Annotated in this window: 22 protein-coding genes, 1 pseudogene and 1 riboswitch; of the genes and pseudogenes, 12 read left to right on the forward strand and 11 right to left on the reverse strand. The window is 58.8% G+C overall.

From position 1 onward, the window contains the following. Positions 1 to 43 precede the first annotated feature (43 nt). Positions 44 to 259 (forward strand): hypothetical protein, encoded by a 216-nt coding sequence (locus tag ACR0BK_RS19335; protein ID WP_480555953.1) that lies wholly within the window; start codon positions 44 to 46, stop codon positions 257 to 259. 16 nt (positions 260 to 275) lie between these two features. On the opposite strand, the gene ACR0BK_RS19340 is transcribed toward ACR0BK_RS19335, so the two are convergent. The 6 genes from ACR0BK_RS19340 to ACR0BK_RS19365 all read right to left on the reverse strand — a co-directional run bounded on the left by ACR0BK_RS19340 (position 276) and on the right by ACR0BK_RS19365 (position 5,323). Further along, positions 276 to 926 (reverse strand): energy-coupling factor ABC transporter ATP-binding protein, encoded by a 651-nt coding sequence (locus tag ACR0BK_RS19340; RefSeq protein WP_480555954.1) that lies wholly within the window; start codon positions 924 to 926, stop codon positions 276 to 278. Beyond that, positions 923 to 1,702 carry a cobalt ECF transporter T component CbiQ gene (cbiQ, locus tag ACR0BK_RS19345; protein ID WP_480555955.1) on the reverse strand — a complete coding sequence of 260 codons (780 nt, stop codon included), beginning with the start codon at positions 1,700 to 1,702 and terminating at the stop codon, positions 923 to 925. The genes ACR0BK_RS19340 and cbiQ overlap by 4 nt, the downstream gene beginning before the upstream one ends. Next, the gene (locus ACR0BK_RS19350) at positions 1,702 to 2,265 is read right to left on the reverse strand and encodes a cobalt ABC transporter permease (RefSeq protein WP_480496185.1); all 564 of its coding nucleotides are present in this window, start codon (positions 2,263 to 2,265) and stop codon (positions 1,702 to 1,704) included. Before ACR0BK_RS19350 ends, cbiQ begins: the two co-directional genes overlap by 1 nt. After that, the gene (gene cbiM / locus ACR0BK_RS19355) at positions 2,262 to 2,873 is read right to left on the reverse strand and encodes a cobalt transporter CbiM (protein WP_480555956.1); all 612 of its coding nucleotides are present in this window, start codon (positions 2,871 to 2,873) and stop codon (positions 2,262 to 2,264) included. The genes ACR0BK_RS19350 and cbiM overlap by 4 nt, the downstream gene beginning before the upstream one ends. Positions 2,874 to 2,879: 6 nt before the next feature. After that, positions 2,880 to 3,665 (reverse strand): DUF4198 domain-containing protein, encoded by a 786-nt coding sequence (locus ACR0BK_RS19360; protein WP_480521280.1) that lies wholly within the window; start codon positions 3,663 to 3,665, stop codon positions 2,880 to 2,882. A gap of 132 nt (positions 3,666 to 3,797) precedes the next feature. Next, a riboswitch (cobalamin riboswitch) is annotated at positions 3,798 to 3,996 on the reverse strand. Positions 3,997 to 4,117: 121 nt separating this feature from the next. After that, positions 4,118 to 5,323: an ROK family transcriptional regulator gene (locus ACR0BK_RS19365; RefSeq protein ID WP_480555969.1), complete on the reverse strand. Its 1,206-nt coding sequence runs from the start codon at positions 5,321 to 5,323 to the stop codon at positions 4,118 to 4,120. Positions 5,324 to 5,497: 174 nt separating this feature from the next. Between ACR0BK_RS19365 and ACR0BK_RS19370 the strand changes: the two genes are divergently transcribed. From ACR0BK_RS19370 to ACR0BK_RS19385, 4 genes are all read left to right on the forward strand, one after another. Continuing rightward, entirely contained in the window at positions 5,498 to 6,517 is a 1,020-nt protein-coding gene (locus ACR0BK_RS19370) for a substrate-binding domain-containing protein (RefSeq protein WP_480555957.1), read from the forward strand. Positions 6,518 to 6,624: 107 nt separating this feature from the next. Further along, positions 6,625 to 7,698 carry an ABC transporter permease gene (locus ACR0BK_RS19375; RefSeq protein ID WP_480521278.1) on the forward strand — a complete coding sequence of 358 codons (1,074 nt, stop codon included), beginning with the start codon at positions 6,625 to 6,627 and terminating at the stop codon, positions 7,696 to 7,698. Continuing rightward, entirely contained in the window at positions 7,698 to 8,474 is a 777-nt protein-coding gene (locus tag ACR0BK_RS19380) for an ATP-binding cassette domain-containing protein (RefSeq protein WP_480521276.1), read from the forward strand. Before ACR0BK_RS19375 ends, ACR0BK_RS19380 begins: the two co-directional genes overlap by 1 nt. Continuing rightward, positions 8,471 to 9,106 (forward strand): nucleoside/nucleotide kinase family protein, encoded by a 636-nt coding sequence (locus tag ACR0BK_RS19385; RefSeq protein WP_480521274.1) that lies wholly within the window; start codon positions 8,471 to 8,473, stop codon positions 9,104 to 9,106. The genes ACR0BK_RS19380 and ACR0BK_RS19385 overlap by 4 nt, the downstream gene beginning before the upstream one ends. Positions 9,107 to 9,146: 40 nt before the next feature. Here ACR0BK_RS19385 and ACR0BK_RS19390 read toward each other — a convergent pair whose 3' ends face one another. Continuing rightward, a complete protein-coding gene (locus tag ACR0BK_RS19390) occupies positions 9,147 to 9,857 on the reverse strand; it encodes an aspartate/glutamate racemase family protein (RefSeq protein WP_480555958.1) in 711 nt (236 codons plus the stop codon). Next, positions 9,854 to 10,558, reverse strand: coding sequence for a GntR family transcriptional regulator (locus ACR0BK_RS19395; protein WP_480555959.1), 705 nt, complete (start codon positions 10,556 to 10,558; stop codon positions 9,854 to 9,856). Before ACR0BK_RS19395 ends, ACR0BK_RS19390 begins: the two co-directional genes overlap by 4 nt. A gap of 111 nt (positions 10,559 to 10,669) precedes the next feature. Here ACR0BK_RS19395 and ACR0BK_RS19400 point away from each other — a divergent pair, with 111 nt between their 5' ends. Continuing rightward, the gene (locus ACR0BK_RS19400; RefSeq protein ID WP_480555960.1) at positions 10,670 to 12,364 is read left to right on the forward strand and encodes a thiamine pyrophosphate-binding protein; all 1,695 of its coding nucleotides are present in this window, start codon (positions 10,670 to 10,672) and stop codon (positions 12,362 to 12,364) included. Here the strand turns inward: ACR0BK_RS19400 and ACR0BK_RS19405 are convergent. Then, positions 12,325 to 13,245: a LysR family transcriptional regulator gene (locus ACR0BK_RS19405; protein WP_480555961.1), complete on the reverse strand. Its 921-nt coding sequence runs from the start codon at positions 13,243 to 13,245 to the stop codon at positions 12,325 to 12,327. The two genes, ACR0BK_RS19400 and ACR0BK_RS19405, sit on opposite strands and share 40 nt — an antisense overlap. 97 nt (positions 13,246 to 13,342) lie before the next feature. On the opposite strand from ACR0BK_RS19405, the gene ACR0BK_RS19410 reads away from it, so the two are divergent. The 6 genes from ACR0BK_RS19410 (at position 13,343) to ACR0BK_RS19435 (ending at position 19,617) form a co-directional block, all read left to right on the forward strand. After that, a complete protein-coding gene (locus ACR0BK_RS19410; RefSeq protein ID WP_480555962.1) occupies positions 13,343 to 14,476 on the forward strand; it encodes an enolase C-terminal domain-like protein in 1,134 nt (377 codons plus the stop codon). Beyond that, positions 14,473 to 15,723 carry an NAD(P)/FAD-dependent oxidoreductase gene (locus ACR0BK_RS19415; protein WP_480555963.1) on the forward strand — a complete coding sequence of 417 codons (1,251 nt, stop codon included), beginning with the start codon at positions 14,473 to 14,475 and terminating at the stop codon, positions 15,721 to 15,723. The genes ACR0BK_RS19410 and ACR0BK_RS19415 overlap by 4 nt, the downstream gene beginning before the upstream one ends. Positions 15,724 to 15,777: 54 nt before the next feature. Next, the gene (locus ACR0BK_RS19420; protein WP_480555964.1) at positions 15,778 to 16,755 is read left to right on the forward strand and encodes a TRAP transporter substrate-binding protein; all 978 of its coding nucleotides are present in this window, start codon (positions 15,778 to 15,780) and stop codon (positions 16,753 to 16,755) included. Between the two features lie 70 nt (positions 16,756 to 16,825). Next, a complete protein-coding gene (locus ACR0BK_RS19425; protein WP_480555965.1) occupies positions 16,826 to 17,359 on the forward strand; it encodes a TRAP transporter small permease in 534 nt (177 codons plus the stop codon). A gap of 4 nt (positions 17,360 to 17,363) precedes the next feature. Next, positions 17,364 to 18,677: a TRAP transporter large permease gene (locus ACR0BK_RS19430; RefSeq protein WP_480555966.1), complete on the forward strand. Its 1,314-nt coding sequence runs from the start codon at positions 17,364 to 17,366 to the stop codon at positions 18,675 to 18,677. A 7-nt stretch (positions 18,678 to 18,684) separates the two neighbouring features. Next, positions 18,685 to 19,617: a hypothetical protein gene (locus ACR0BK_RS19435; protein WP_480555967.1), complete on the forward strand. Its 933-nt coding sequence runs from the start codon at positions 18,685 to 18,687 to the stop codon at positions 19,615 to 19,617. 32 nt (positions 19,618 to 19,649) lie between these two features. Here the strand turns inward: ACR0BK_RS19435 and ACR0BK_RS19440 are convergent, their stop codons facing one another. Next, positions 19,650 to 20,012 carry a cupin domain-containing protein gene (locus tag ACR0BK_RS19440; RefSeq protein ID WP_480555968.1) on the reverse strand — a complete coding sequence of 121 codons (363 nt, stop codon included), beginning with the start codon at positions 20,010 to 20,012 and terminating at the stop codon, positions 19,650 to 19,652. Between the two features lie 4 nt (positions 20,013 to 20,016). Then, positions 20,017 to 20,199 (reverse strand): annotated as a pseudogene (locus tag ACR0BK_RS19445) (hypothetical protein); the annotation flags it as partial.

Here is a 20,199-nt window from a genome sequence, read left to right on the forward strand (position 1 = left end):
CGGCACTTGGCTTTTGGAGTTACGCTTGAACAGGAGGGGTGCCATGCGAAACCCGGAACGTTTCGAAAAATTCTACTTTGCCAAAGTTGGCATGGGCGAAGCCTGCGGTTGCGCCGAGCGCATCATCGACGTTTTCGAGTTCAACCGAAAAGGTGGCGCGCCGTCGAAACACCCGGTGAAACAGGACCGTCGCAGACGCCTATCGTTTCGCGCATGGGCAGTCAGATATGGGCTTATGAGCCGAAAGCGGAACAGCTGAACACGTATTGGTCCTGTCAGACAGCAACCAGTTTTCCGTCTCGCAAATCCAGCGCATCCGGTGCCAGTTCGGCTCGGAAGGCCGGGGAATGGCTGACAAGAAGGATCGCTTGCGGCAATGCCCGGAGGATTTCCAGCAGCCGGGCCTCGTTCCGTGGGTCCAGCGCGTTGGTGGGTTCATCAAGCAGCAGAACCTCGGGCTCCATCGCCAGAACGGTCGCCAACGTAACCAGCCGTTTTTCACCCCCTGACAAATTGTGGGTGATGCGGTTCTTCAGATGCATCAGGTCCAGATCACCCAACACGCTTTCAACGATGGCAAGTGCTTCGTCGCGTGTTCTGCCCAGGTTGAGCGGGCCAAAGGCGATATCCTCGGCGACGGTCGGGCAGAACAACTGATCATCCGCATCCTGAAACACAAGGCCCACCCGGCGGCGCACGTCGTGAAAATCAGCCTCATGCACCCTTTGCTGACCAAAGATCCTGACCGTGCCGGACTGTGCGCGCTGCAAGCCAAGCGTAATGCGCAGCAAGGTCGATTTTCCTGCTCCGTTCGGGCCCGTCAGCGACAGGCGTTGACCAGCGGACAGGCTGAGGCTGGCACCGTCAAGAACGGGTGGCTGACCGGCGTAGGCAAAGCGGATTTCTTCAAGCGCAATCAGTGTCATGCCAAATCCAGTATGATCAGACCCGCGCAAAGAGCACCAAGACCTGCGGCAAAAACGATGTCCCTTCGGGTCAGGGCAAAATCCTGAAGCAACAGCATACGGCCTGAAAACCCCCGGCATTTCATCGCATCAAGAATGCGTTCGGATCTTTCGATCGCGCGCACCAGCATCATGCCCACGAGATAGCCAAAGCTGCGATAGGTGTGCCAGTTTGTTGCCGGGCGAAAGCCGCGCACTTTCATGGCCGCGCGCAGGCGCAGGTATTCTTCCCGCAGAACCTCGATATATCGGATGGTGAACATCAAAAGGTGAACCAGCTTTTCGGGGCAGCGCAGGCGGTGCAGGGCGTGGCCAAGCGTGACCGGCTCCATCGTGCCGACCAGCACCATAAGGGACAGGATGACCGCGTTGGCCGTCAAGGCGATCTCGACCGCTTTCCAGAAGCCCTGCCAGCTTGCGGGAAACCCCCAGAGCGTAAACATCGGGTCGCCGGGCATGGAGAATGGCAACAACACCAGCATGAACAGGATGAACCCGTCCATCATGGCCATGCGTTTCAATGTCTTCCGCCAGGGCAGACGCGACGCGGCAAGAAGCGAAAGGGACACCGCCACAGCCGCGCACAGCGCTGTCAGCGAGGACACCGCCACTGTCACCACCGCGAAGACAACCGCCATAACGATCCGCATCCTAGGATCAAGCGGGTTGATCGCGCCGCGCCGCTGCGCGCCCGCTTTGACCAGCGTGCTTTCCTGTTGTCCCAGAACATGCGCCATCAGGCCGCCAGCTTGCGGCGTGCCGCAAAGTAAAAGCCCAGACCAAACAGACCGACAATATATCCGATCCCACCCAGAACAGTTTGCAGATCATTTTGTTCGCGGTAAGCCGCGATTTCCCGACGTAGCGGGCGCAGCTCATCCCGCACGGCCCTGGCAATGACCTGTTGTTGTTCAGTGCTGAGCACCGCCGCTGTCTGGGCAGGTGCGTTTGTTGGCGGGGTATCAGGTTCCGCTTCAACGCCCATGATCCGGGCGACATCCGCAGCGGGCATGGTGACCTCGGCCACATGTCCGGCACCAAGGTTTGCAAAGAATGTATGGGCCACCGGCGCGTTTGGCGTGTAGATAAAAAACCCGTCTGCATCTGTTACGATACGGCCCAGCTCGGCTCCGTCCGGGCCGTTGACGATGACCTCGGTATCGCTTGCCATGTCGCCGTTGGAAAAGCCGATTTCGCCTTCGATGGCGTCACCGGATTTAAACACTCCGGCTATGACCTTATGCGCTAAGGCAGGTAGGGGTGCGCAGCACAGCGCCAGAATGATTGCCAGATACCTCATGCGACCGCTCGTTTGACAAACAGCTCGGGCTTGACCTTGCGCGCCAGCAAAACCGCGAACCCGGTCAGGATCGCCTCAATCGCCATGACAGGAATATGTGCAAAGAAAACAATCTTAGCCGCAGGCAGGAAGGCATCCCCGGACAAGGCCAGTGAAAACGCAACCATGCCGGTTGTGGCGGCAATGGCAAAGGCACCGCCGACCCCGCCCCATATCGCACCTTGCAGCGGTGAGCCGTGGGCGATCAGGCGGCTAAAGATCAGTCCGGCCAGAACCGCGGGCAACGCGATGTTCAGGGTGTTGATCCCCAATACCGTCAACCCGCCAAAGCCAAAGAAGACGGCTTGCAGCAAAAGCCCGACGAACAGGGCCGGGAATGCGGCCCACCCCAGCAAAAGCCCGGCCATACCGTTGAGGATCAGGTGCACCGACGACGGACCAATAGGAACATGGATCAGCGATGCCACGAAAAAGCTGGCTGACAGCACCCCCGCAGTGGGGATGCGATCAAGATCCAGCGACCTGAGGCCCATGGCAATTCCACCCGCCGCAGCGACGGCACCGCCGATCACGACCGGGTTGGACAAGGCTCCGTCAACGATATGCATCTACGGTTACTCCAAATCCCAGGCGCGGATCCAGATGACCGCGTCCTGGCTGAGTTCTTTGCCATTGTGTTCGGTCACGGGACCGGCGCCGAGCGCTGCAAAACCCCAATATCCGGCTTTCGGAACGCCGAACGTGAAATACCCGTTATCATCCGAAGTTGCGACCAATGCACCACCCGGCAACGGCGAGACGGTCGGGGCCGAAGCAGCCGTGCTTTCCATGTCCGGTTCTGCGGCCATGTACTCGATCTCGATCTCGGCACCCGCAACCGGTTGGCCTTCTGCCATAACTCGACCCGTAAAGGTCGAACCCGCGATGATGTTGGTCGGTTTGTTGAGCGGGATGATCTCAACCGGCAAGCCCACCGGGTTCATCCAGTCGGTCGGCAATTCGTTGCGGTTCAGGAATGCCTTGGCGATCTGCTGGATATAGATATCCTCAGACCCCTCGTAATAGGGCTGGGGAACTGTCACCAGCACATAGTCGCCCGACCGTTTGACCGGAACATAACCCTTGAATGCCGCGCCTTCGTTTTCCCCACCGGTGAAACGCACGGGTTCCAGAGTGTCCAGCAGGTCGGTTTTCTGACCGTTGTGGATCACGTAGAATTCCTGCGGCTTGTCCAGATCCATGACATGCCCGTTCGAGAACGGATGCCAGAAGATCAGCTTGACCGGAACATTCCCCGGTGCGTCGATCATGGTGTCAGAGGTGTATTCCAGCAGGAAATGCGCATTTGCCATCGCTGGAAGCGCCATCGCCACAGCGGCTGCAGAAAGCAGCTTGGTCATCAATAGTCGTCCTTGTCCCTTCGTACCAACCCCGGTACGAGATGCGTTTTGACTGCGGGGACGTCCAAGCCGAGCTGCTTTTTCAAGCATCCTGCTCCGACGCACATCCCGTCGCCGATTAGGAGTGCCCTTGTCAAAGGCACATGTCCGGCAGGTATCCTGACTTGCGGGTCAAAGCGTTGGGCTGGCCTTCCCGGATTAACTCCAGTGGCACTTCAGCCCTGCTCGCCGCTTACAGTTGCGGGTGCAGTTGCGGAATTGGGCCAAAGCCCGCACCGCATTCCCTATTGATTCCAGAGCACGCCCCGGAACCGGACATGCCGAGCGGCTTGCCAGACTTCTTCAGCATCCGTCAACGATCAATTGCGCTGGCTGTCAAAAAGTTCAGCGGGCAATGCCCTTTTTCCGGTTGATCCGCTTTGGATACAGGTCGGGGTTTTTCGGGGATGAACCTACCCTTCGAGCAGGTATCTTTCCGACAATGGCAAACTGGCCGCCCCCAATGACCGGGCATCCGGGCCCGCCGCCCCTGCCAGCACCAAGGGCCGTTCAAGCCCGGTCAGGTTCATATGGGATAGTTTGAGCTCAACCCTTTCCACCAGCCGCGCCTTGATATCAGCAGGCATCCAGCCATCAATCTTGACACATTCGAAATCGATCAGGCTGCAAGAAGAGACGATGGCATGGGCGATTCCGTGCGCCGCCTGGTTCAGCCAATTCTCAAGGAGGGTTTCCGGTACGTCCCAATGCCGTGTCGTTTCCCAGATTGAACCGGCTGTTGCGGCATTTCCACCAACCGCACGCTCCAGCACATAAAGACTGGCGACATCTATCAACGGTTTCACTCCGCCCACTTCGTCCGGCACAGGCAATGGGCCAAGCGCACCGGCATTTCCCCGCCCCGGAAAGATGGAGCCGTTCAGAACCACCCCGCCCCCGATGAAGAAGCCGACATAGAAATACAGGAAATCTCGTGGGCCTTCCGCCGGGCCAAACACCAGCTCGGCACCGCAGGCGGCCGTTGCGTCGTTTTGCAGGAAAACCGGCACGTCATAGCTAGCGGCCAACGCGCCTTTCAGGTCCGCGTCACGCCACGGATCCATTTTTTCCTGAGGAACCTGCAATGTTTGTGCCCAGTCCCAAAGGTAGAACGGCATGGCAATCCCAAGGCCCGCGATTCTGCTGCGCGCCTCGTGCGACATTGACGCCATCACTTTGTCTAGGCTTTCTGTGGAAAAGCTCAATGTCGCCTCGGGCGTCGGAAAATCATAGGTCCGCCGTTCGCGGTGCCTGACGTTGCCAAGGAAATCCGTCAGCACCAGTTCGGTACTGCGCCGCCCGACTTTGAGCCCAAAGAAATACGCGCCGTCCGGGTTCAGGCGCATGGGAACCGATGGCTGTCCGACTTTTCCCCGGATCGGTTCGCCCCGCAACAGCAACCCATCGTTCTCCAACTGGCGCATGATGACCGAGACCGTCTGCGCCGACAGGCCGGTCATGCGCGCGATTTCAGATTTTGCGAGGGCCTGATGGCGCCGGACCAGTGACAGGACAAGTCGTTCATTTCGGGCCCGCATTCCACTTTGGTTGGTGCCGCGCATGTCTGGCTCGCGTACGCCAGTGGTATTGCCCTGAGAGTTCATTGCAGACACGGCCATCCCCTTCATGACGACAATGTTGGAACCCTTCCTTTCTGTCAATAATAAATAAGAGTGATTTATTTATTGACTCGAAATTCGAATCTTGTGATGGTTTTTATGTGAGATCGGGCCGGTTTTCGCCCGATCAAACGTATGCCCGGAAGGGCATTGGGAAAACTGGGAGGACTACCGATGAAACTTGCGAAACTTGCAGGCGCCACGGCGCTGGCGGTTACGGCCATGGCAAGCAGTGCAATGGCCGAAGGTGAAACCGTTTGCCTGATCACCAAGACGGATACCAACCCTTTCTTTGTTAAAATGAGAGAGGGTGCCACAGCTAAAGCCGAAGAGCTTGGCATGACGCTGAAAGCCTTTGCCGGCAAAGTCGACGGAGACCACGAAACTCAGGTTCAGGCCATTGAAACCTGCATTCTGGATGGCGCAAAGGGTATCCTGCTGACCGCGTCGGATACGTCGTCCATCGTTCCGGCGGTGCAGCAGGCCCGCGATGCCGGGCTGCTGGTGATTGCGCTGGACACCCCACTTGAGCCTATCGACTCGGCCGACGCGACCTTTGCCACGGACAATTTCCTTGCGGGGCTTCTGATCGGACAATGGGCAAAAGCCACGCTGGGAGATGCGGCAAATGACGCCAAAATCGCCACGTTGGACCTTGCGGTCAGCCAGCCCACTGTGGATGTGCTTCGCAATCAAGGGTTCCTGCAGGGGTTCGGTGTTGATCTGGCCGATCCGAACGTGATTGGCGATGAAAACGACCCGCGTCTTGTTGGCAGCGATGTCACCGCTGGCAACGAAGAAGGCGGTCGTCGCGCCATGGAGAACCTGCTGGCCAAAGACCCGACGATCAACGTGGTGCACACCATCAACGAACCGGCGGCAGCGGGCGCTTATGAAGCGCTTAAGGCTATCGGGCGCGAAAATGACGTGTTGATCGTTTCCGTCGATGGCGGCTGCCCTGGCGTGCAGAACGTGGCGGACGGCGTCATCGGTGCAACATCACAGCAATACCCGCTGCTGATGGCATCGCTGGGCGTTGAGGCCGTCAAGAAATGGGCGGACGAAGGCGTGAAGCCCGAGAACACACCCGGTAAGGACTTTTTTGACACCGGTGTGGCGCTTGTGACGGATAAGGCCGCCGACGGCGTCGAGTCCATCTCGGTTCAGGAAGGCATGGACCTCTGCTGGGGTTAAGCTGAATGTTTGGAAGGCCGCTGCGCGGCCTTCCACTTATCAAAACCACCCACACGCCTGAAACCTTGCTAAAGTCGTCATAAACCTGACGCTTTGGGGGAAGTTCCATGTCCGATTCTTCACGACAAGCTGACGATTTCGAAACCGCCGCAAAAGGCAGCCCGGAGCAAGTCGCCGAGTTTGACGATCACCAACGCGGATTTGTCGGGACGGTTCAGCATTTTCTGCATGTGAACCCGTCGCTGGTCCCGCTGATTGTCCTTGTCGCTGCCATCGTCATCTTTGGTGTCTTGCTGGGCCCCAAGTTCTTTTCGCCCTTTGCGCTGACATTGATCCTGCAACAGGTTCAGATCGTCGGGATCGTGGCCGCGGCGCAAAGCCTTGTGATCCTGACCGCAGGCATCGACCTGAGTGTTGGGGCCATCATGGTGATGTCGTCGGTTGTGATGGGGCAGTTTACCTTCCGCTATGGAATGCCGCCTACGATTGCGATTGTGTGCGGCCTTGCTGTTGGCTCGGCAATCGGGGCTTTGAACGGGTTTCTGGTCAGTCGCATCAAGCTGCCGCCTTTCATCGTCACACTTGGCATGTGGCAGATCGTTCTTGCGGCGAATTTTCTTTATTCACAAAACGAAACGATCCGGTCGCAGGAGATCGAGGAACACGCCGCCATCCTGCAACTGTTTGGTGCCAAGTTTAACGTGGGCGGGGCGGTGTTTACCGTCGGGGTGGTCTTCATGCTGGCGCTGATCCTCGTCCTTGCATACGCGCTGCGGCACACGGCCTGGGGCAGGCATGTCTATGCCGTCGGGGATGACCCCGAAGCGGCAGAGCTGTCCGGTGTCAACGTACACCGCACGCTGATATCCGTGTACATGCTGTCCGGCCTGATCTGCGCCTTTGCGGGCTGGGCCCTGATTGGTCGGATCGGGTCAGTTTCGCCAACCTCGGGGCAGCTGGCCAACATTGAAAGCATCACGGCGGTCGTGATCGGGGGGATATCTCTTTTTGGCGGTCGCGGGTCTATTCTGGGGTCCCTGTTCGGTGCCCTGATCGTAGGCGTCTTTACGCTTGGGCTGCGGTTGTTGGGCGCGGATGCACAATGGACGTTCCTGCTGATCGGCATCCTTATCATCGCAGCGGTCGCGGTCGACCAGTGGATCAGAAAGGTGGCAGCCTGATGGAACCCATTCTCAAAGGACGGAACCTTGTGAAACGCTATGGCAAGGTGACTGCGCTGGATCACTGCGACTTCGATCTGATGCCGGGTGAGATTCTGGCGGTGATCGGCGACAATGGCGCTGGCAAGTCGACGCTGATCAAGGCAGTGTCGGGCGCGGTGGCGCCCGACGAAGGCGAGGTCTGGCTGGAAGGTCAAAAGGTGAATTTCCATTCCCCGATCGACGCGCGTGAAGCCGGTATTGAAACCGTGTACCAGACGCTTGCCATGTCCCCTGCCCTGTCGATCGCGGACAACATGTTCATGGGGCGGGAAATTCGGCGCAAAGGACCGCTCGGGTCGTGGTTTCGCATGCTTGACCGTCCGGCGATGGAAAAATTCGCCCGCGAAAAGCTGAGCGAACTGGGTCTGATGACGATCCAGAATATCAATCAGGCGGTCGAAACCCTGTCGGGTGGACAACGCCAGGGCGTTGCAGTGGCACGTGCGGCGGCGTTCGGGTCCAAGGTCATCATTCTGGACGAACCGACAGCAGCACTGGGCGTCAAAGAAAGCCGCAGGGTCCTTGAACTGATCCAGGATGTGAAATCGCGTGGCATCCCAATCATCCTGATCAGCCACAACATGCCTCATGTTTTTGAAGTCGCAGACCGAATTCACGTGCACCGGCTGGGAAAACGCCTGTGTGTGATTGACCCCAAAGACTATTCGATGTCCGACGCCGTGGCGTTTATGACCGGGGCTAAGGAAGCACCGCCCGAGGATCAGGCCGCATGACCGGTGGCGGCACCGCCCCTGACGTTCTGGCCGACCGTATCGTCGACGCCGTTGAGGCGCTGCCGCCGGCCCGACACCGGCAACTTGTCGCGATTGCCGGGCCTCCCGGATCCGGAAAAAGCACTGTTGCCAGCCTTGCCACGGCCGAACTGAACCGGCGCGGGGTGTCAGCCGGGCTTGTGCCAATGGACGGTTTTCACTTTGACAACGCGATCCTGAAGGAACGCGGGCTTTTCCCCCGCAAGGGCGCGCCGGAAACCTTCGATCTTGCCGGGTTTCATGCCTTGCTTGTGCGTTTGCGCACCGAAGATGAAGTTGCAATTCCGGGCTTCGACCGAAAGCTTGATCTGGCAATCGCTGCCCGATCAATGATCTCTCCTAATCAGCGGGTCGTTCTGGTTGAAGGCAATTACCTTTTACTGGATGAACCGTGCTGGTCAGGCCTTCATCCCCTATGGGCGCTCAAGGTGTTTCTGGGCGTCGATCTGGCAACACTGGAATCCCGGCTCACCGACCGTTGGGTTGGGTTTGGGCTGGACAAACAGGCCGCAAGAGAGCGGGCGCTTTCAAACGACATTCCGAATGCCGAGCGGGTGATCCGGAACTCGGTACAAGGCGACCTGAACCTGTGACGGATGAGGGCGGGTCTGGCAGCGCGCCCGCGTCACCTGTCTAGTAGGTGGGCGGCACAAGACCGGCCTGAAACCATGTCACAAAAGATACGATAGAAAACACGGGCAGCCCTGTGGCGCGCTGAATATCGGGCGCATACGGGCACATATTCGTGCATTCCAGCACGATCGCGCCAAGATCGGGGTGTTCCGATGACAGGGCCATGGCGGCTTCTACATTGTCTTTGCGGGCCTTTTCCACATCAAGGCCAAGCTCATTTCCAAGGATCGCGCGGGTGAACTCCGCCCCGCCTTCGGTTGTGCCGATGGGTGTGTCCAATGGAACATTGGCGGCCAGCAAGTGATCTTGGGTCAGAGTAGAGGCTGATATGGTCAGAACCCCGGCGCGTTTTCCCGCTGGCAGGATGCGGTTGACCATTTCAACCTGCATCAGGGACGATGTGGCCACCGGAACAGGCACAGCCTGGGCCAGTTCTTTTTGGAACAGGGACAGAAACCCGCAATTGGTGGTAATCCCGTCGACACCATCTTTGACAAGCTCCTGCGCCGCGTTGATGAACACGTCGAGCATGCCTTCGGCTTTGCGCCGGACCACCCGATCCGGCGAGGCATCGCGAACAATGCGGTAGTGAACCGGAAAGGGCCAGGTCTGCGCGTTGCCCATATCGCCGGGAATGCGGGGAAAGCGGGCATCCAGCATCAGAATGCCGACAGACGCGCCGTAGATGGATTTTCCGCCCTGCGCGATCATCCCTCAACCTCCTCAATAATACGGGCCGAGATATCGTCGGACCCTTCCATGTAGATGTTCGAAATCCCGTGACGCACGGCATCCTGCACCTGATCCATACGCTTGGAGATATGTGCACCCAGAACCCGAGCGGCCTCATCCGCGTTCCGGTCCATCAAAGCCTGCATGACGCGTTTGTGTTCGTCCTTTGAGCGTTGCACCCTGTCGAGGCTCATGGATATCCAGCGGATATAGCGAATACGGTCGTTGATCCGCGTCAGGGTTTGCAACAGTTCCATGTTTCCAGACAGCTTCGCGATACCCAGATGAAACGCCTCATCCCGGTTGACGGCTTCTTCAACAGTCAGACCGGTGATGTCGATGCCCGTTGCGTAAAGCTCATCCCGCAGCAACTGCAGGTCTTCGTCCGATGCCTTGGCACAGGCCGCGCGCGCCGCCGCTGTTTCGATGATCTGGCGCAGTTCGAACAGGTCGAACACGCTTTGCGCATCCAGCGGGCGGCAGAAAAAGCCTTGTCCGGGGCGGAAGTCGAAAAGCCGTTCGGCGACCAGACGGTTCAACGCCTCGCGCAGCGGGGTGCGGCTGACGCCCAGATCCCTGGACAACGCCACTTCGTTCAGGCGGTCGCCGGGGCGCAGGCGAAACGAAACCGCCATCGCCTTGACCTGATCATAGATATCTTCGACGCGCGGCCCCGCCATTACCCCTGCCCTTCTTCGTTTGAATCACAGGTGCCACACACTGAGCTTGAAATCAATATACAAAACTGTATACAGTCTTGAGCACAGGTTTGACACAAGGGACTCGCAACCATGACAGGGACAAATTTTCTGACCGGAGCCGAAGCCATGGTGCGTATGCTCGAAGCGCATGGTGTGACGCATATGTTTGGCCTGTGCGGCGATACCACTTTGCCCTTTTATGATGCCCTTGCCCGGATGGATCACGGCATTCAGCACATTCTGACACGGGATGAACGGCACGCGGCCTATATGGCGGATGGCTATGCCCGCGTCACCGGCAAGCCCGGCGTGTGCGAGGGCCCGTCCGGTGGTGGTGCGACCTATATCTTGCCCGGAGTGGTCGAGGCCAACGAAAGCTCGGTTCCGATACTTGCGATCACGTCAGATGTGGCGACGACCAGCCGCGGCAAATACCCGTTGACCGAACTGGATCAGCCTGCGCTGTTCCGGCCTCTGGCCAAATGGAACACATCCCTCGACGACGCCGCGCGGCTTCCGGCCATGGTTCGGGCCGCCTTCAGGGCGATGACGACCGGCACGCCCGGTGCGACGCATCTGGCGCTGCCGTTTGACACGCAGAAGGGGCAGGTAGACGAGGCTGAAATCTGGGCGGATGACAGGCACCGCAGCTATCCCGCTGAACGGGCTGCACCTGACCCGGACGCCATCGAAGCAGCGGCTGCCATTCTTGCAGGGGCCAAATCCGCGGTTGCGGTCTGTGGTGGCGGGCCGGTTTTGTCCCGGGCGACCGATGCGCTGCGCCGGGTTGCAGGCCTGCTGGACATGCCCGTGGCCACAACCGTGTCGGGTCAGGGGTCCATTGCCGAGACCGACCCGCTTGCCCTGGGTGTTGTCGGGTCGAACGGGGGTATCCCGGCAACCCGCGCCGTCGTGGATCAGGCCGATGTCGTTTTGTTCATTGGCTGCCGCGCCGGTTCGGTCACAACGGAACGGTGGCGAAGCCCCGGGCGCAGCACCACGATCATCCATATCGACAGCGATCCGATGGTGATCGGCGCCAATTACCAGACCGAAGTGGCGATCTGCGCCGATGCCCGACTGGCGCTGGAGGCATTGGCGCAGGCACTGGAAGACCGGCAGGGCCTGACAAGCCAAGGCGGAACAGCCAAGGCCCGCGCCGCATGGGAGGCCAAGATGGCCGCGTTCGCCCCCCTGGCCGCAAGTCGCGAGACACCGATCCGGCCCGAGGCCGTCATGGCATCCCTGATGGACATTCTGGATGACGACGCGATTGTCGTCGCCGACCCCGGCACCCCCTGCCCCTATTTCAGCGCATATTACCGCTGGCGGAAACCGGGGCGCCATTTCATCACCAACCGGGCACATGGGGCGCTGGGGTATTCGCTGGGCGCGGCCATGGGGGCACATGTCGGGCGGCCATCGGTTAAAACCCTGTCGGTCATGGGCGATGGCTCGTTCGGGTTCACCTGCGGCGAGTTTGAAACGATGGTCCGGCACAATATGCCAATCACTTCGATCGTCTTCTCGAACTCAGTCTTCGGATGGATCAAGGCTGGCCAGAAAGCGGGATTTGGTCAGCGCTATTACAATGTTGATTTCAACCGGACAGACCACGCCGCTGTTGCGGCGGCCTTTGGCGTCAAATCCTGGACCGTCAAAGACCCCGAGGATCTGACGCGCGTGCTGAAACAGGCGATTGAGCATGACGGCCCAACACTTGTCGACATTCACTCACAGCCGCTTCACGAAGCGGCCGCGCCGGTCTCGGAATGGGTCGCGTAAGAGGCAATTGACGGGGTCAACTGGGCCAGAAATTCCTGGGCAATCGTGGACAAAGGGCGGCCCTTGGCCGTGATGATCGCGAGGTCCAGCATGACTGGCGGCGCAAATGGGCGGGTCTGATACCCGCTCTCGTCGTCAAAGGTCACAGTAAAGGGGTCGATCATCGCGACCCCCATACCCTGTTTTACAAAGCTCAGCAGGTTTTCGGACAGATGGGTGTGTATCTGGGTGCGCCATATGTGGCCGGATGCCTGAAAAATGTCGCGAGTCCGGCGATGGGTCTGGTGTTCCGGCCCCATCACGATGAAGGGTTCGTTTTCCAAAATCTCTGGCGTCAGTACGTCGTACTCGGCCAAGGGACTGCCCTCAGGAAAAGTCGCGAGCGTTTCAAACTGAAACTCCTGATAGTTCAGTGTGTCATGCAGAATGGGCATCTCGACGATACCGATTTCAAAAAGGCCCGAGATGACCCATTCCTGAATCTTGGACGAATATTGCGACTGAAAGCTGACAGACAGGTTCGGACGCGTTTTGGCAAAACGCGCGATCTCGCGGGGCATGAAGCCAAAGGACAACAGGTGAGGCGCGGCAACCTGCAATTGACCGGGATGTTTGTTCTGCAAATCGGTTACGGCCTGCGCCACGTGGTCCAGCCCGCGCACGACCGTGTCGACCTCGCGAAATAGCATCTCGGCCTCAGGGGTTGGCAGCAATCGGCCTTTGGTCCGTTCGAACAGAGGCAGACGAGCCTCGCGCTCGAGCTGTGCCAGAAGGTTGCTGATGCCGGGTTGCGATATCCCAAGAACCGAGGCCGCGCCGGTCACGGTTCCGGTTTCCATGATGGCATGAAAGGCCTGAAGCTGGCGAAAGCGTAGGGACAACGATTGCTACATCACTTTTTCTGATGAACTTACGAAAATATAGTATTTGAAATGATAGCCCGGTCAAGGCAGGCTTTCCCCATCGACAGGGGGCGAAATGAGCAATCTGGCACAGAAAATCATCGGCTATGACCTGTGGCACCTTGAACTGCCGGTCACATCCCGCCGGGATCACGGCATCGGATCGGTTGAAGGCGTTTGCGAAGTCGTCATCCTGCGTCTGACATCCGAGGATGGCACGCAGGGGTATGGCGAGGCGTCGCCCTGGTCTGTTTTCACCGGAACACCCGAAGCGAGTTTTGCGGCACTGGACCGTTATCTGCGCCCTCACGTTCTTGGGGCATGCGTTGGGGATCGGGCCGCCATCATGGCGCGTGCGGCTTATGCCGTGGCACATTGCACCGAAGCCAAGGCGGCGCTGGAAACCGCACTGCTGGATCTGGCAGGCCGGATCAGCGGTGTTCCAGTCTGGTCTTTGCTGGGTGGTCGCTTCCGCGACAGCATTCCGCTGAGTTGTTCCATCGCAAATCCCGACTTTGCCCAGGACGTCGATCTGTTGGCGCGCCTGCGTGAGGACGGTGTTCGGATTGTCAAACTCAAGACCGGGTTCAAGGATCACGCCTTTGACATCATGCGGCTGGAGTATCTTGCCCAGAACTACCCGGAGTTCTCGGTCCGCGTGGACTATAATCAAGGGCTCAGCATTGATGATGCGCCATCGCAGGTGCGGGACGTCGCTCAGTTCAAACCGGACTTCATTGAACAACCTGTCCGCGCCCATCAGTATGGCATGATGGCAAAGCTGCGGCAGATGACGGATGTTCCCCTTCTGGCCGACGAAAGCGTCTTTGGCCCCGAAGATATGGAGCGCGCAGCTCGCGAAGGGATCTGCGACGGAGTTTCAGTGAAGATCATGAAGTCAGGCGGCCTGACACGCGGGCAGACAGTTGCACGCATTGCTGCGGCCCATGGCCTGACGGCCTATGGTGGTGACATGTTCGAGGCTGGACTGGCCCACTTGGCGGGCACGCACATGATTGCCACGACACCGGAAATCTCTCTGGGCTGCGAATTCTATCAGGCGTCCTATTTCCTGAAAGAGGACATTCTGGAGCAGCCATTTCAGGTAAAGGACGGTCAGGTATGCGTGCCTCAGGACCCCGGACTTGGCGGCAGACCTGACCTGACCAAACTGAATCATTATGCGGTTGCCAAGGCGGTGACAGAATGACGGACAAGAAAACCATAGCCATCATAGGGGCCGGAATTGTCGGCGTGTCGACTGCGGTCTGGTTGCAGCGGGATGGTCACGACGTGATCCTGATCGACAAGGCAGGACCTGCCGAAGGTACCTCGCACGGCAATGGCGGGGTTTTGGCCTCGTGTTCGATCGTTCCGGTCACCGTTCCCGGATTGCTGGGCAAAGCGCCGAAGATGCTGCTCAGCCCCTCGCAACCCTTGTTCCTGAAATGGGGGTATTTGCCAAAGCTTCTTCCGTGGCTCTGGCAATACCTCCGTCACGCCAACGCCGCCGACGTCGAGAGGATCGCCGCAGCACTGTCGTCCATCGTTGGCGACAGTCTGAATGACCACAAGGCGCTGGCGGCCGGAACGGGGGCGGAAAAGTGGCTGGTTCCGTCAGATTACCTGTTTCTTTACAGGGATCGCGCGCATTTTGAGGAAGATGCCTTTGGCTGGGATATCCGGCGCCGGAACGGGTTTCAGTGGGACGAATTGGAAGGTCACGCCTTCCATGAATATGACCCGGTTTACAGTCAGGGCATCGGGTTTGCCGCCCGGCTTTCGGATCATGGCCACATCACCGACCCCGGCCGGTACGTGAAAGACCTTGCCGCGCATGTTGAGGCGAATGGAGGTCGTTTCATACGTGCAAACGTCGAAGACGTAGTTCGGAAAAACGGGCATGTCACAGGTGTTCGGGCCGGTGGCGAGACCATTGCTTGTGACGCGGCCGTTGTCACGGCCGGGATCTGGTCGGGTCCATTGGCAAAGCGCTTGGGAGTTTCTGTTCCTCTTGAAAGCGAACGTGGTTATCATCTTGAATTGGTAAAGCCTTCCGCGATGCCGCGCAGCCCGGTTATGGTTGTCTCGGGCAAGTTCGTTGCGACACCGATGGATGGGCGCATACGCTTGGCGGGCATTGTCGAGTTCGGAGGGCTGGATGCGCCGCCCTCGCGCGCGCCGTTCGAGTTGATGCGCAAAAATGCCCGGGCGGCGTTCCCGGGCGTGACATGGAAGGAGGAAGTGGAATGGATGGGGCACAGGCCCGCCCCGGCTGACTCGATCCCGGTTATTGGCGAAGTGCCCGGTATCAAAGGGGCCTATATGGGCTTCGGGCATCACCATATCGGCCTGACAGGCGGGCCGAAAACCGGGCGCCTTCTGGCGCAGATGATTGCAGGCAGAACGCCAAATGTCGACATGAGCGTCTACGCGCCGTCACGATACGCGAAGTAACAAACAAACCGGTGAGAAACGCCGGTGTTTCCAAATTCAACAGGGAGAAGAATGATGAAGAAATTGACGAACCTTCTGGCGGCAACTGCGCTGACCGCCACCGCCGCGGCACCCGCCATGGCCGAAAAATGGGACATGCCGATGGCCTATGCGGCCTCAAACTTCCACTCGGCCACGGGCGCGGAATTTGCCAAATGCGTCACCACCGGCACCGGCGGTGAGATTGAAATCGTCACGCACCCGTCCGGCTCGCTGTTCAAAGGCGGCGACATCAAACGCGCAATCCAGACAGGGCAGGCCCCGATTGGTGAGCGGTTGTTGTCCGGGCATCAGAACGAAAACGCATTGTTCGGGTTTGATTCCATCCCGTTTCTTGCGACCTCATTCGACGACAGCGCAAAGCTTTGGGAAGCGGCCAAACCTTCGATCGAAAACCTGCTGGCCGAGCAAAACCTGACGCTGCTTTATGCGGTACCGTGGCCTCCGCAAGGTCTGTATTTCAAAAATGAGGTAAACTCGGTCGCCGAGATGAAGGGCATCAAGTTCCGCTCGTACAACAACGCCACTTCACGGCTGGCCGAGTTGACCGGGATGCTGCCGGTTACCATCGAAGCGGCTGAAATCAGTCAGGCTTTTGCAACGGGCGTGGCGGATTCGATGATATCGTCGGGATCGACCGGGTATGACCGCAAGGTTTGGGAAAGCCTGAACTATTTCTACGAGGTCGACGCCTGGCTGCCGCGCAACTACGTGATGGTCAATTCCGACGTCTGGTCTGGTGTATCCGATGCCAACAAGAACGTCATCAAAGGCTGTGCTGAACTGGCGGAATATGCCGGGAACTGGCGTGCCAAGGAATACACCGGCTTTACCTTGCAAGGCCTGCGGGATGGCGGCATGACCGTTGGCCCGGCATCGGATCAGATGGTGAAGGAATTGAAAGAAATCGGTGTGACCATGACCAATGAATGGCTAGAGGCCGCCGGGGACCAAGGCAAGGCCATCGTCGACGCGTTCCACGCGTCTCAGTGATCCTTACCGGACGGGCGGCGGCATATCCTGCCGCCCGTTTCAAATCCAATCAGAACACAGCGGGGACGGCATGGCAGTTTTGCGAGGGCTTCGGTCCGTATTGGATTTCATTTATCTGGCAGCAGGGGTTCTGGCGGCGATCAGCCTGATTGCCATATTGCTGCTGATCGTGGTGCAGATGCTGGCCCGCTGGACCGGCGAAGTGTTTCCCGGCGCACCGGACTATGCCGGTTATGCGATGGCTGCCGCCTCTTTTCTGGCGTTTGCCAACGCGTTGAACCGGGGCAGCCACATCCGTGTATCGATCCTGCTGAACGCAGTGCCGGACGGGGTGCGGCGCATTCTTGAAGTCTGGTGCTTTGCCATTGGCACGGCTGTTATGTGGTATTTCTGTTGGTATGCCTATCGCTTTGTCTACTGGAGCTGGAAGTTCAACGATGTCAGCCAGGGGCAGGATAGAACCGCCCTTTGGATCCCTCAATCCGCGATGCTGATCGGTGCCGTGATCCTTGCCATCGCCCTGACGGATCACCTGATCCATGTCCTTTTCCGCGGTGAACATCGGATCGTCCGCGATCTGGCCGATCAGAGCCACGGGGAGTAAGCGCATGGAAAATCTGTCTGTTATCATCCTCTTCCTCTTTGTGCTTTTTACCCTGTTGGGCACCGGTGTGTGGGTCGGACTGGCCCTAATGGGTGTTGCCTGGGTCGGGATGGAGCTGTTCACGACACGCCCCGTGGGCGACGTCATGATCACGACCATCTGGTCGGCATCGTCCTCGTGGACCCTGACCGCCCTGCCGATGTTCATCTGGATGGGCGAGATCCTGTACCGAACGCGATTATCCGAGGACATGTTCAAGGGGCTGTCACCCTGGATGGCCCCCCTGCCCGGTGGTCTGGTGCATACGAATATCGTTGGATGTACTGTCTTTGCAGCTGTCTCGGGGTCGTCTGCGGCAACCCTGACGACCGTCGGAAAGATGTCGATCCCCGAGTTGCGCAAACGCAATTACCCCGAGCGGATGATCATCGGCACATTGACCGGGGCTGCGACATTGGGGCTGATGATCCCGCCCTCGCTGACCCTGATCGTGTACGGGGTGACGATCAATGAATCGATCACCAAGCTGTTCTTTGCCGGCATCCTCCCCGGCCTTGTTCTTGCGGCGATGTTCATGGGCTATGTCGCGCTGTATTCCAAGCTGGGGAAGGACTGGAACCCGAACGACGAAAGCAAGCTGAGCTTTTCCGAGAAAGTCAAAAACTCACGCTTTCTGCTGCCTGTGATCCTGCTGATCACCGTTGTCATCGGGTCGATGTATCTAGGCTATGCCACCGCGACCGAAGCCGCCGCTTTCGGCGTGATCGGGGGGCTTTTGCTGGCCGCCGGTCAGGGGTCGCTGACCTGGAAGACCTTTACCGAAAGTCTGATGGGGGCCACGCGCACCAGTGCGATGATCGCCCTCATCCTTGCGGGGGCGGCCTTTTTGTCGCTGTCGATGGGGTTTACCGGGCTACCACGCGGACTGGCCGACCTGATCACCGGATGGGACCTGACACGGTTCGAACTGCTGATGGTCTTGCTGGTGTTCTACATCATTCTGGGATGCTTTCTGGACGGGATTTCTTCGGTCGTGCTGACCATGGCCGTTGTTGAACCGATGATCCGTGACGCCGGGATCGACCTGATCTGGTTCGGCATCTTCATCGTGGTTGTTGTCGAGATGGCGCAAATCACACCGCCAATCGGGTTCAACCTGTTCGTGATGCAGGGCATGACAAACCACGAGATGAGCTATATCGCACGCGCCGCGATCCCGATGTTCCTGATCATGGTATTGATGGTTTTCATCCTCATCTGGTTCCCGGATCTGGCGACATGGCTGCCGGAAAATCTGCGCCAAAGCCCGGGCGGGTAGAACGGCCTTGAACCCGCTTCATCTGGCGGCGCGCCATGGCCCTCATGTTCTGATCGCCGGGCTGGCGGCTGGGCTTCTGCTGCCGTCTCTGGCCGAGCCGATGCGAAACCTGCTGCCGCCACTGGTCGTGTTATTGCTGTTCGTCACGGTCCTCAGGATGAACCCGGAAACCATTCTCGGGTCGCTGAGTGATCTGCAGAAGGTTGCATTCACAGTCATCGGGTTTCAATTCGTGATGCCGCTGATCGTGCTGGCCATCGGGTTCGCGGGGGGATGGACTGGAACGCCTGTCCTTTTGTCCCTGCTGATCATGGCGGCGGCCCCGTCCATTTCAGGCAGTCCCAATATGTGCCTGATGATGGGCCATCCGCCTGAACACGCGATGCGGCTGATGGTTGTGGGTACGGCGCTGTTGCCGCTGACCGCATTGCCCGTATTTCTGCTCATGCCCGAACTGGGGGATATTCAATCTGTCTTGCAGGCCGGGTTGCAATTGTTGCTGACCATCGTAATTGCAACCGGGGCTGCCATCGTCACCCGACGCACAGTTCTGCGCGCACCTTCACCCGCGATGCTGCTGAATTTGGAGGGATTGGCGACACTTACCTTGGCCGTCTTTGTCATCGGGCTGATGCCTTCGGTCAGCGCCACGGCCCTGAACAATCCCGCCATTGCGGCCTTCTGGATCGCGCTCGCCTGTCTGGCCAATTTCGGGGCACAAGCCGTTGCATTTCACCTGAGCCGAAACCGGCTGCCCGCAGACAAATCGACCGCGATATCGATCATCGCGGGAAACCGGAACATCGCCATATTCTTTGTCGCCCTGCCACCCGATGTCACCGCCCCGATCATGGCCTTCATCGGCGCGTATCAGATCCCGATGTACCTGACGCCCATGATCATGCGACGCCTTTATGGCAAGAACAACCACCCCGCGTAATGGCATTTGCGCTTCTGAGCACCTTGTAGGTCTTACGTGCAATCCCGGATCACAAAGTGCTTCGTCGTTTCCTCGATGACTTCCCAATAGCCGCGAAACCCATTCGGGATCAGAAAACTTGCCCCGTCACGAAAATCTTGCCGGGTGCCGTCTTCATGGATCAAAGCGCAATGGCCTTTGACAATATAGCAATATTCGTCCTTGTCCGTGAACGCATGCCATTTTCCGGGTGTCGAGGTCCATGTGCCCGCCGACAACTTGCCATCCGGACTGGTAAAATGCATCCCGATCTGGTGATACGGGTCGCCGTCGACAACGCGGTCCGGAAGATCGGCCAGACGCCGTTCGCTGCGTGTTGCGGGCGCACCGAAGAGATTGAGAACCTGAGGTGTCATGACTTCATACCCTCCTGCTGAGCGTGTATTTCAAAACAGCACGACCCTCCCTCTGCGCGTTGAGGGCCCCTTTGGAGATGCGGGGGTCGTTGCCTTCGCTGAGGGCGATTATGGGACGGGTGGCCGGAGCGTTTTGCCGCAACAGCTCGACGGGTGTCAGGGTCATGTGCTCCGGCCTCGTCCTGGG

The organism is Ruegeria sp. AF1 (assembly GCF_056542125.1).

Bases quoted from the DNA above. Each gene is read 5' to 3' on its own strand.
- ACR0BK_RS19335 (WP_480555953.1), top strand. From the start codon at position 44: ATGCGAAACCCGGAACGTTTCGAAAAATTCTACTTTGCCAAAGTTGGC.
- ACR0BK_RS19340 (WP_480555954.1), bottom strand. From the start codon at position 926: ATGACACTGATTGCGCTTGAAGAAATCCGCTTTGCCTACGCCGGTCAG.
- cbiQ (WP_480555955.1), bottom strand. From the start codon at position 1,702: ATGGCGCATGTTCTGGGACAACAGGAAAGCACGCTGGTCAAAGCGGGC.
- ACR0BK_RS19350 (WP_480496185.1), bottom strand. From the start codon at position 2,265: ATGAGGTATCTGGCAATCATTCTGGCGCTGTGCTGCGCACCCCTACCT.
- cbiM (WP_480555956.1), bottom strand. From the start codon at position 2,873: ATGCATATCGTTGACGGAGCCTTGTCCAACCCGGTCGTGATCGGCGGT.
- ACR0BK_RS19360 (WP_480521280.1), bottom strand. From the start codon at position 3,665: ATGACCAAGCTGCTTTCTGCAGCCGCTGTGGCGATGGCGCTTCCAGCG.
- ACR0BK_RS19365 (WP_480555969.1), bottom strand. From the start codon at position 5,323: ATGGCCGTGTCTGCAATGAACTCTCAGGGCAATACCACTGGCGTACGC.
- ACR0BK_RS19370 (WP_480555957.1), top strand. From the start codon at position 5,498: ATGAAACTTGCGAAACTTGCAGGCGCCACGGCGCTGGCGGTTACGGCC.
- ACR0BK_RS19375 (WP_480521278.1), top strand. From the start codon at position 6,625: ATGTCCGATTCTTCACGACAAGCTGACGATTTCGAAACCGCCGCAAAA.
- ACR0BK_RS19380 (WP_480521276.1), top strand. From the start codon at position 7,698: ATGGAACCCATTCTCAAAGGACGGAACCTTGTGAAACGCTATGGCAAG.
- ACR0BK_RS19385 (WP_480521274.1), top strand. From the start codon at position 8,471: ATGACCGGTGGCGGCACCGCCCCTGACGTTCTGGCCGACCGTATCGTC.
- ACR0BK_RS19390 (WP_480555958.1), bottom strand. From the start codon at position 9,857: ATGATCGCGCAGGGCGGAAAATCCATCTACGGCGCGTCTGTCGGCATT.
- ACR0BK_RS19395 (WP_480555959.1), bottom strand. From the start codon at position 10,558: ATGGCGGGGCCGCGCGTCGAAGATATCTATGATCAGGTCAAGGCGATG.
- ACR0BK_RS19400 (WP_480555960.1), top strand. From the start codon at position 10,670: ATGACAGGGACAAATTTTCTGACCGGAGCCGAAGCCATGGTGCGTATG.
- ACR0BK_RS19410 (WP_480555962.1), top strand. From the start codon at position 13,343: ATGAGCAATCTGGCACAGAAAATCATCGGCTATGACCTGTGGCACCTT.
- ACR0BK_RS19415 (WP_480555963.1), top strand. From the start codon at position 14,473: ATGACGGACAAGAAAACCATAGCCATCATAGGGGCCGGAATTGTCGGC.
- ACR0BK_RS19420 (WP_480555964.1), top strand. From the start codon at position 15,778: ATGAAGAAATTGACGAACCTTCTGGCGGCAACTGCGCTGACCGCCACC.
- ACR0BK_RS19425 (WP_480555965.1), top strand. From the start codon at position 16,826: ATGGCAGTTTTGCGAGGGCTTCGGTCCGTATTGGATTTCATTTATCTG.
- ACR0BK_RS19430 (WP_480555966.1), top strand. From the start codon at position 17,364: ATGGAAAATCTGTCTGTTATCATCCTCTTCCTCTTTGTGCTTTTTACC.
- ACR0BK_RS19440 (WP_480555968.1), bottom strand. From the start codon at position 20,012: ATGACACCTCAGGTTCTCAATCTCTTCGGTGCGCCCGCAACACGCAGC.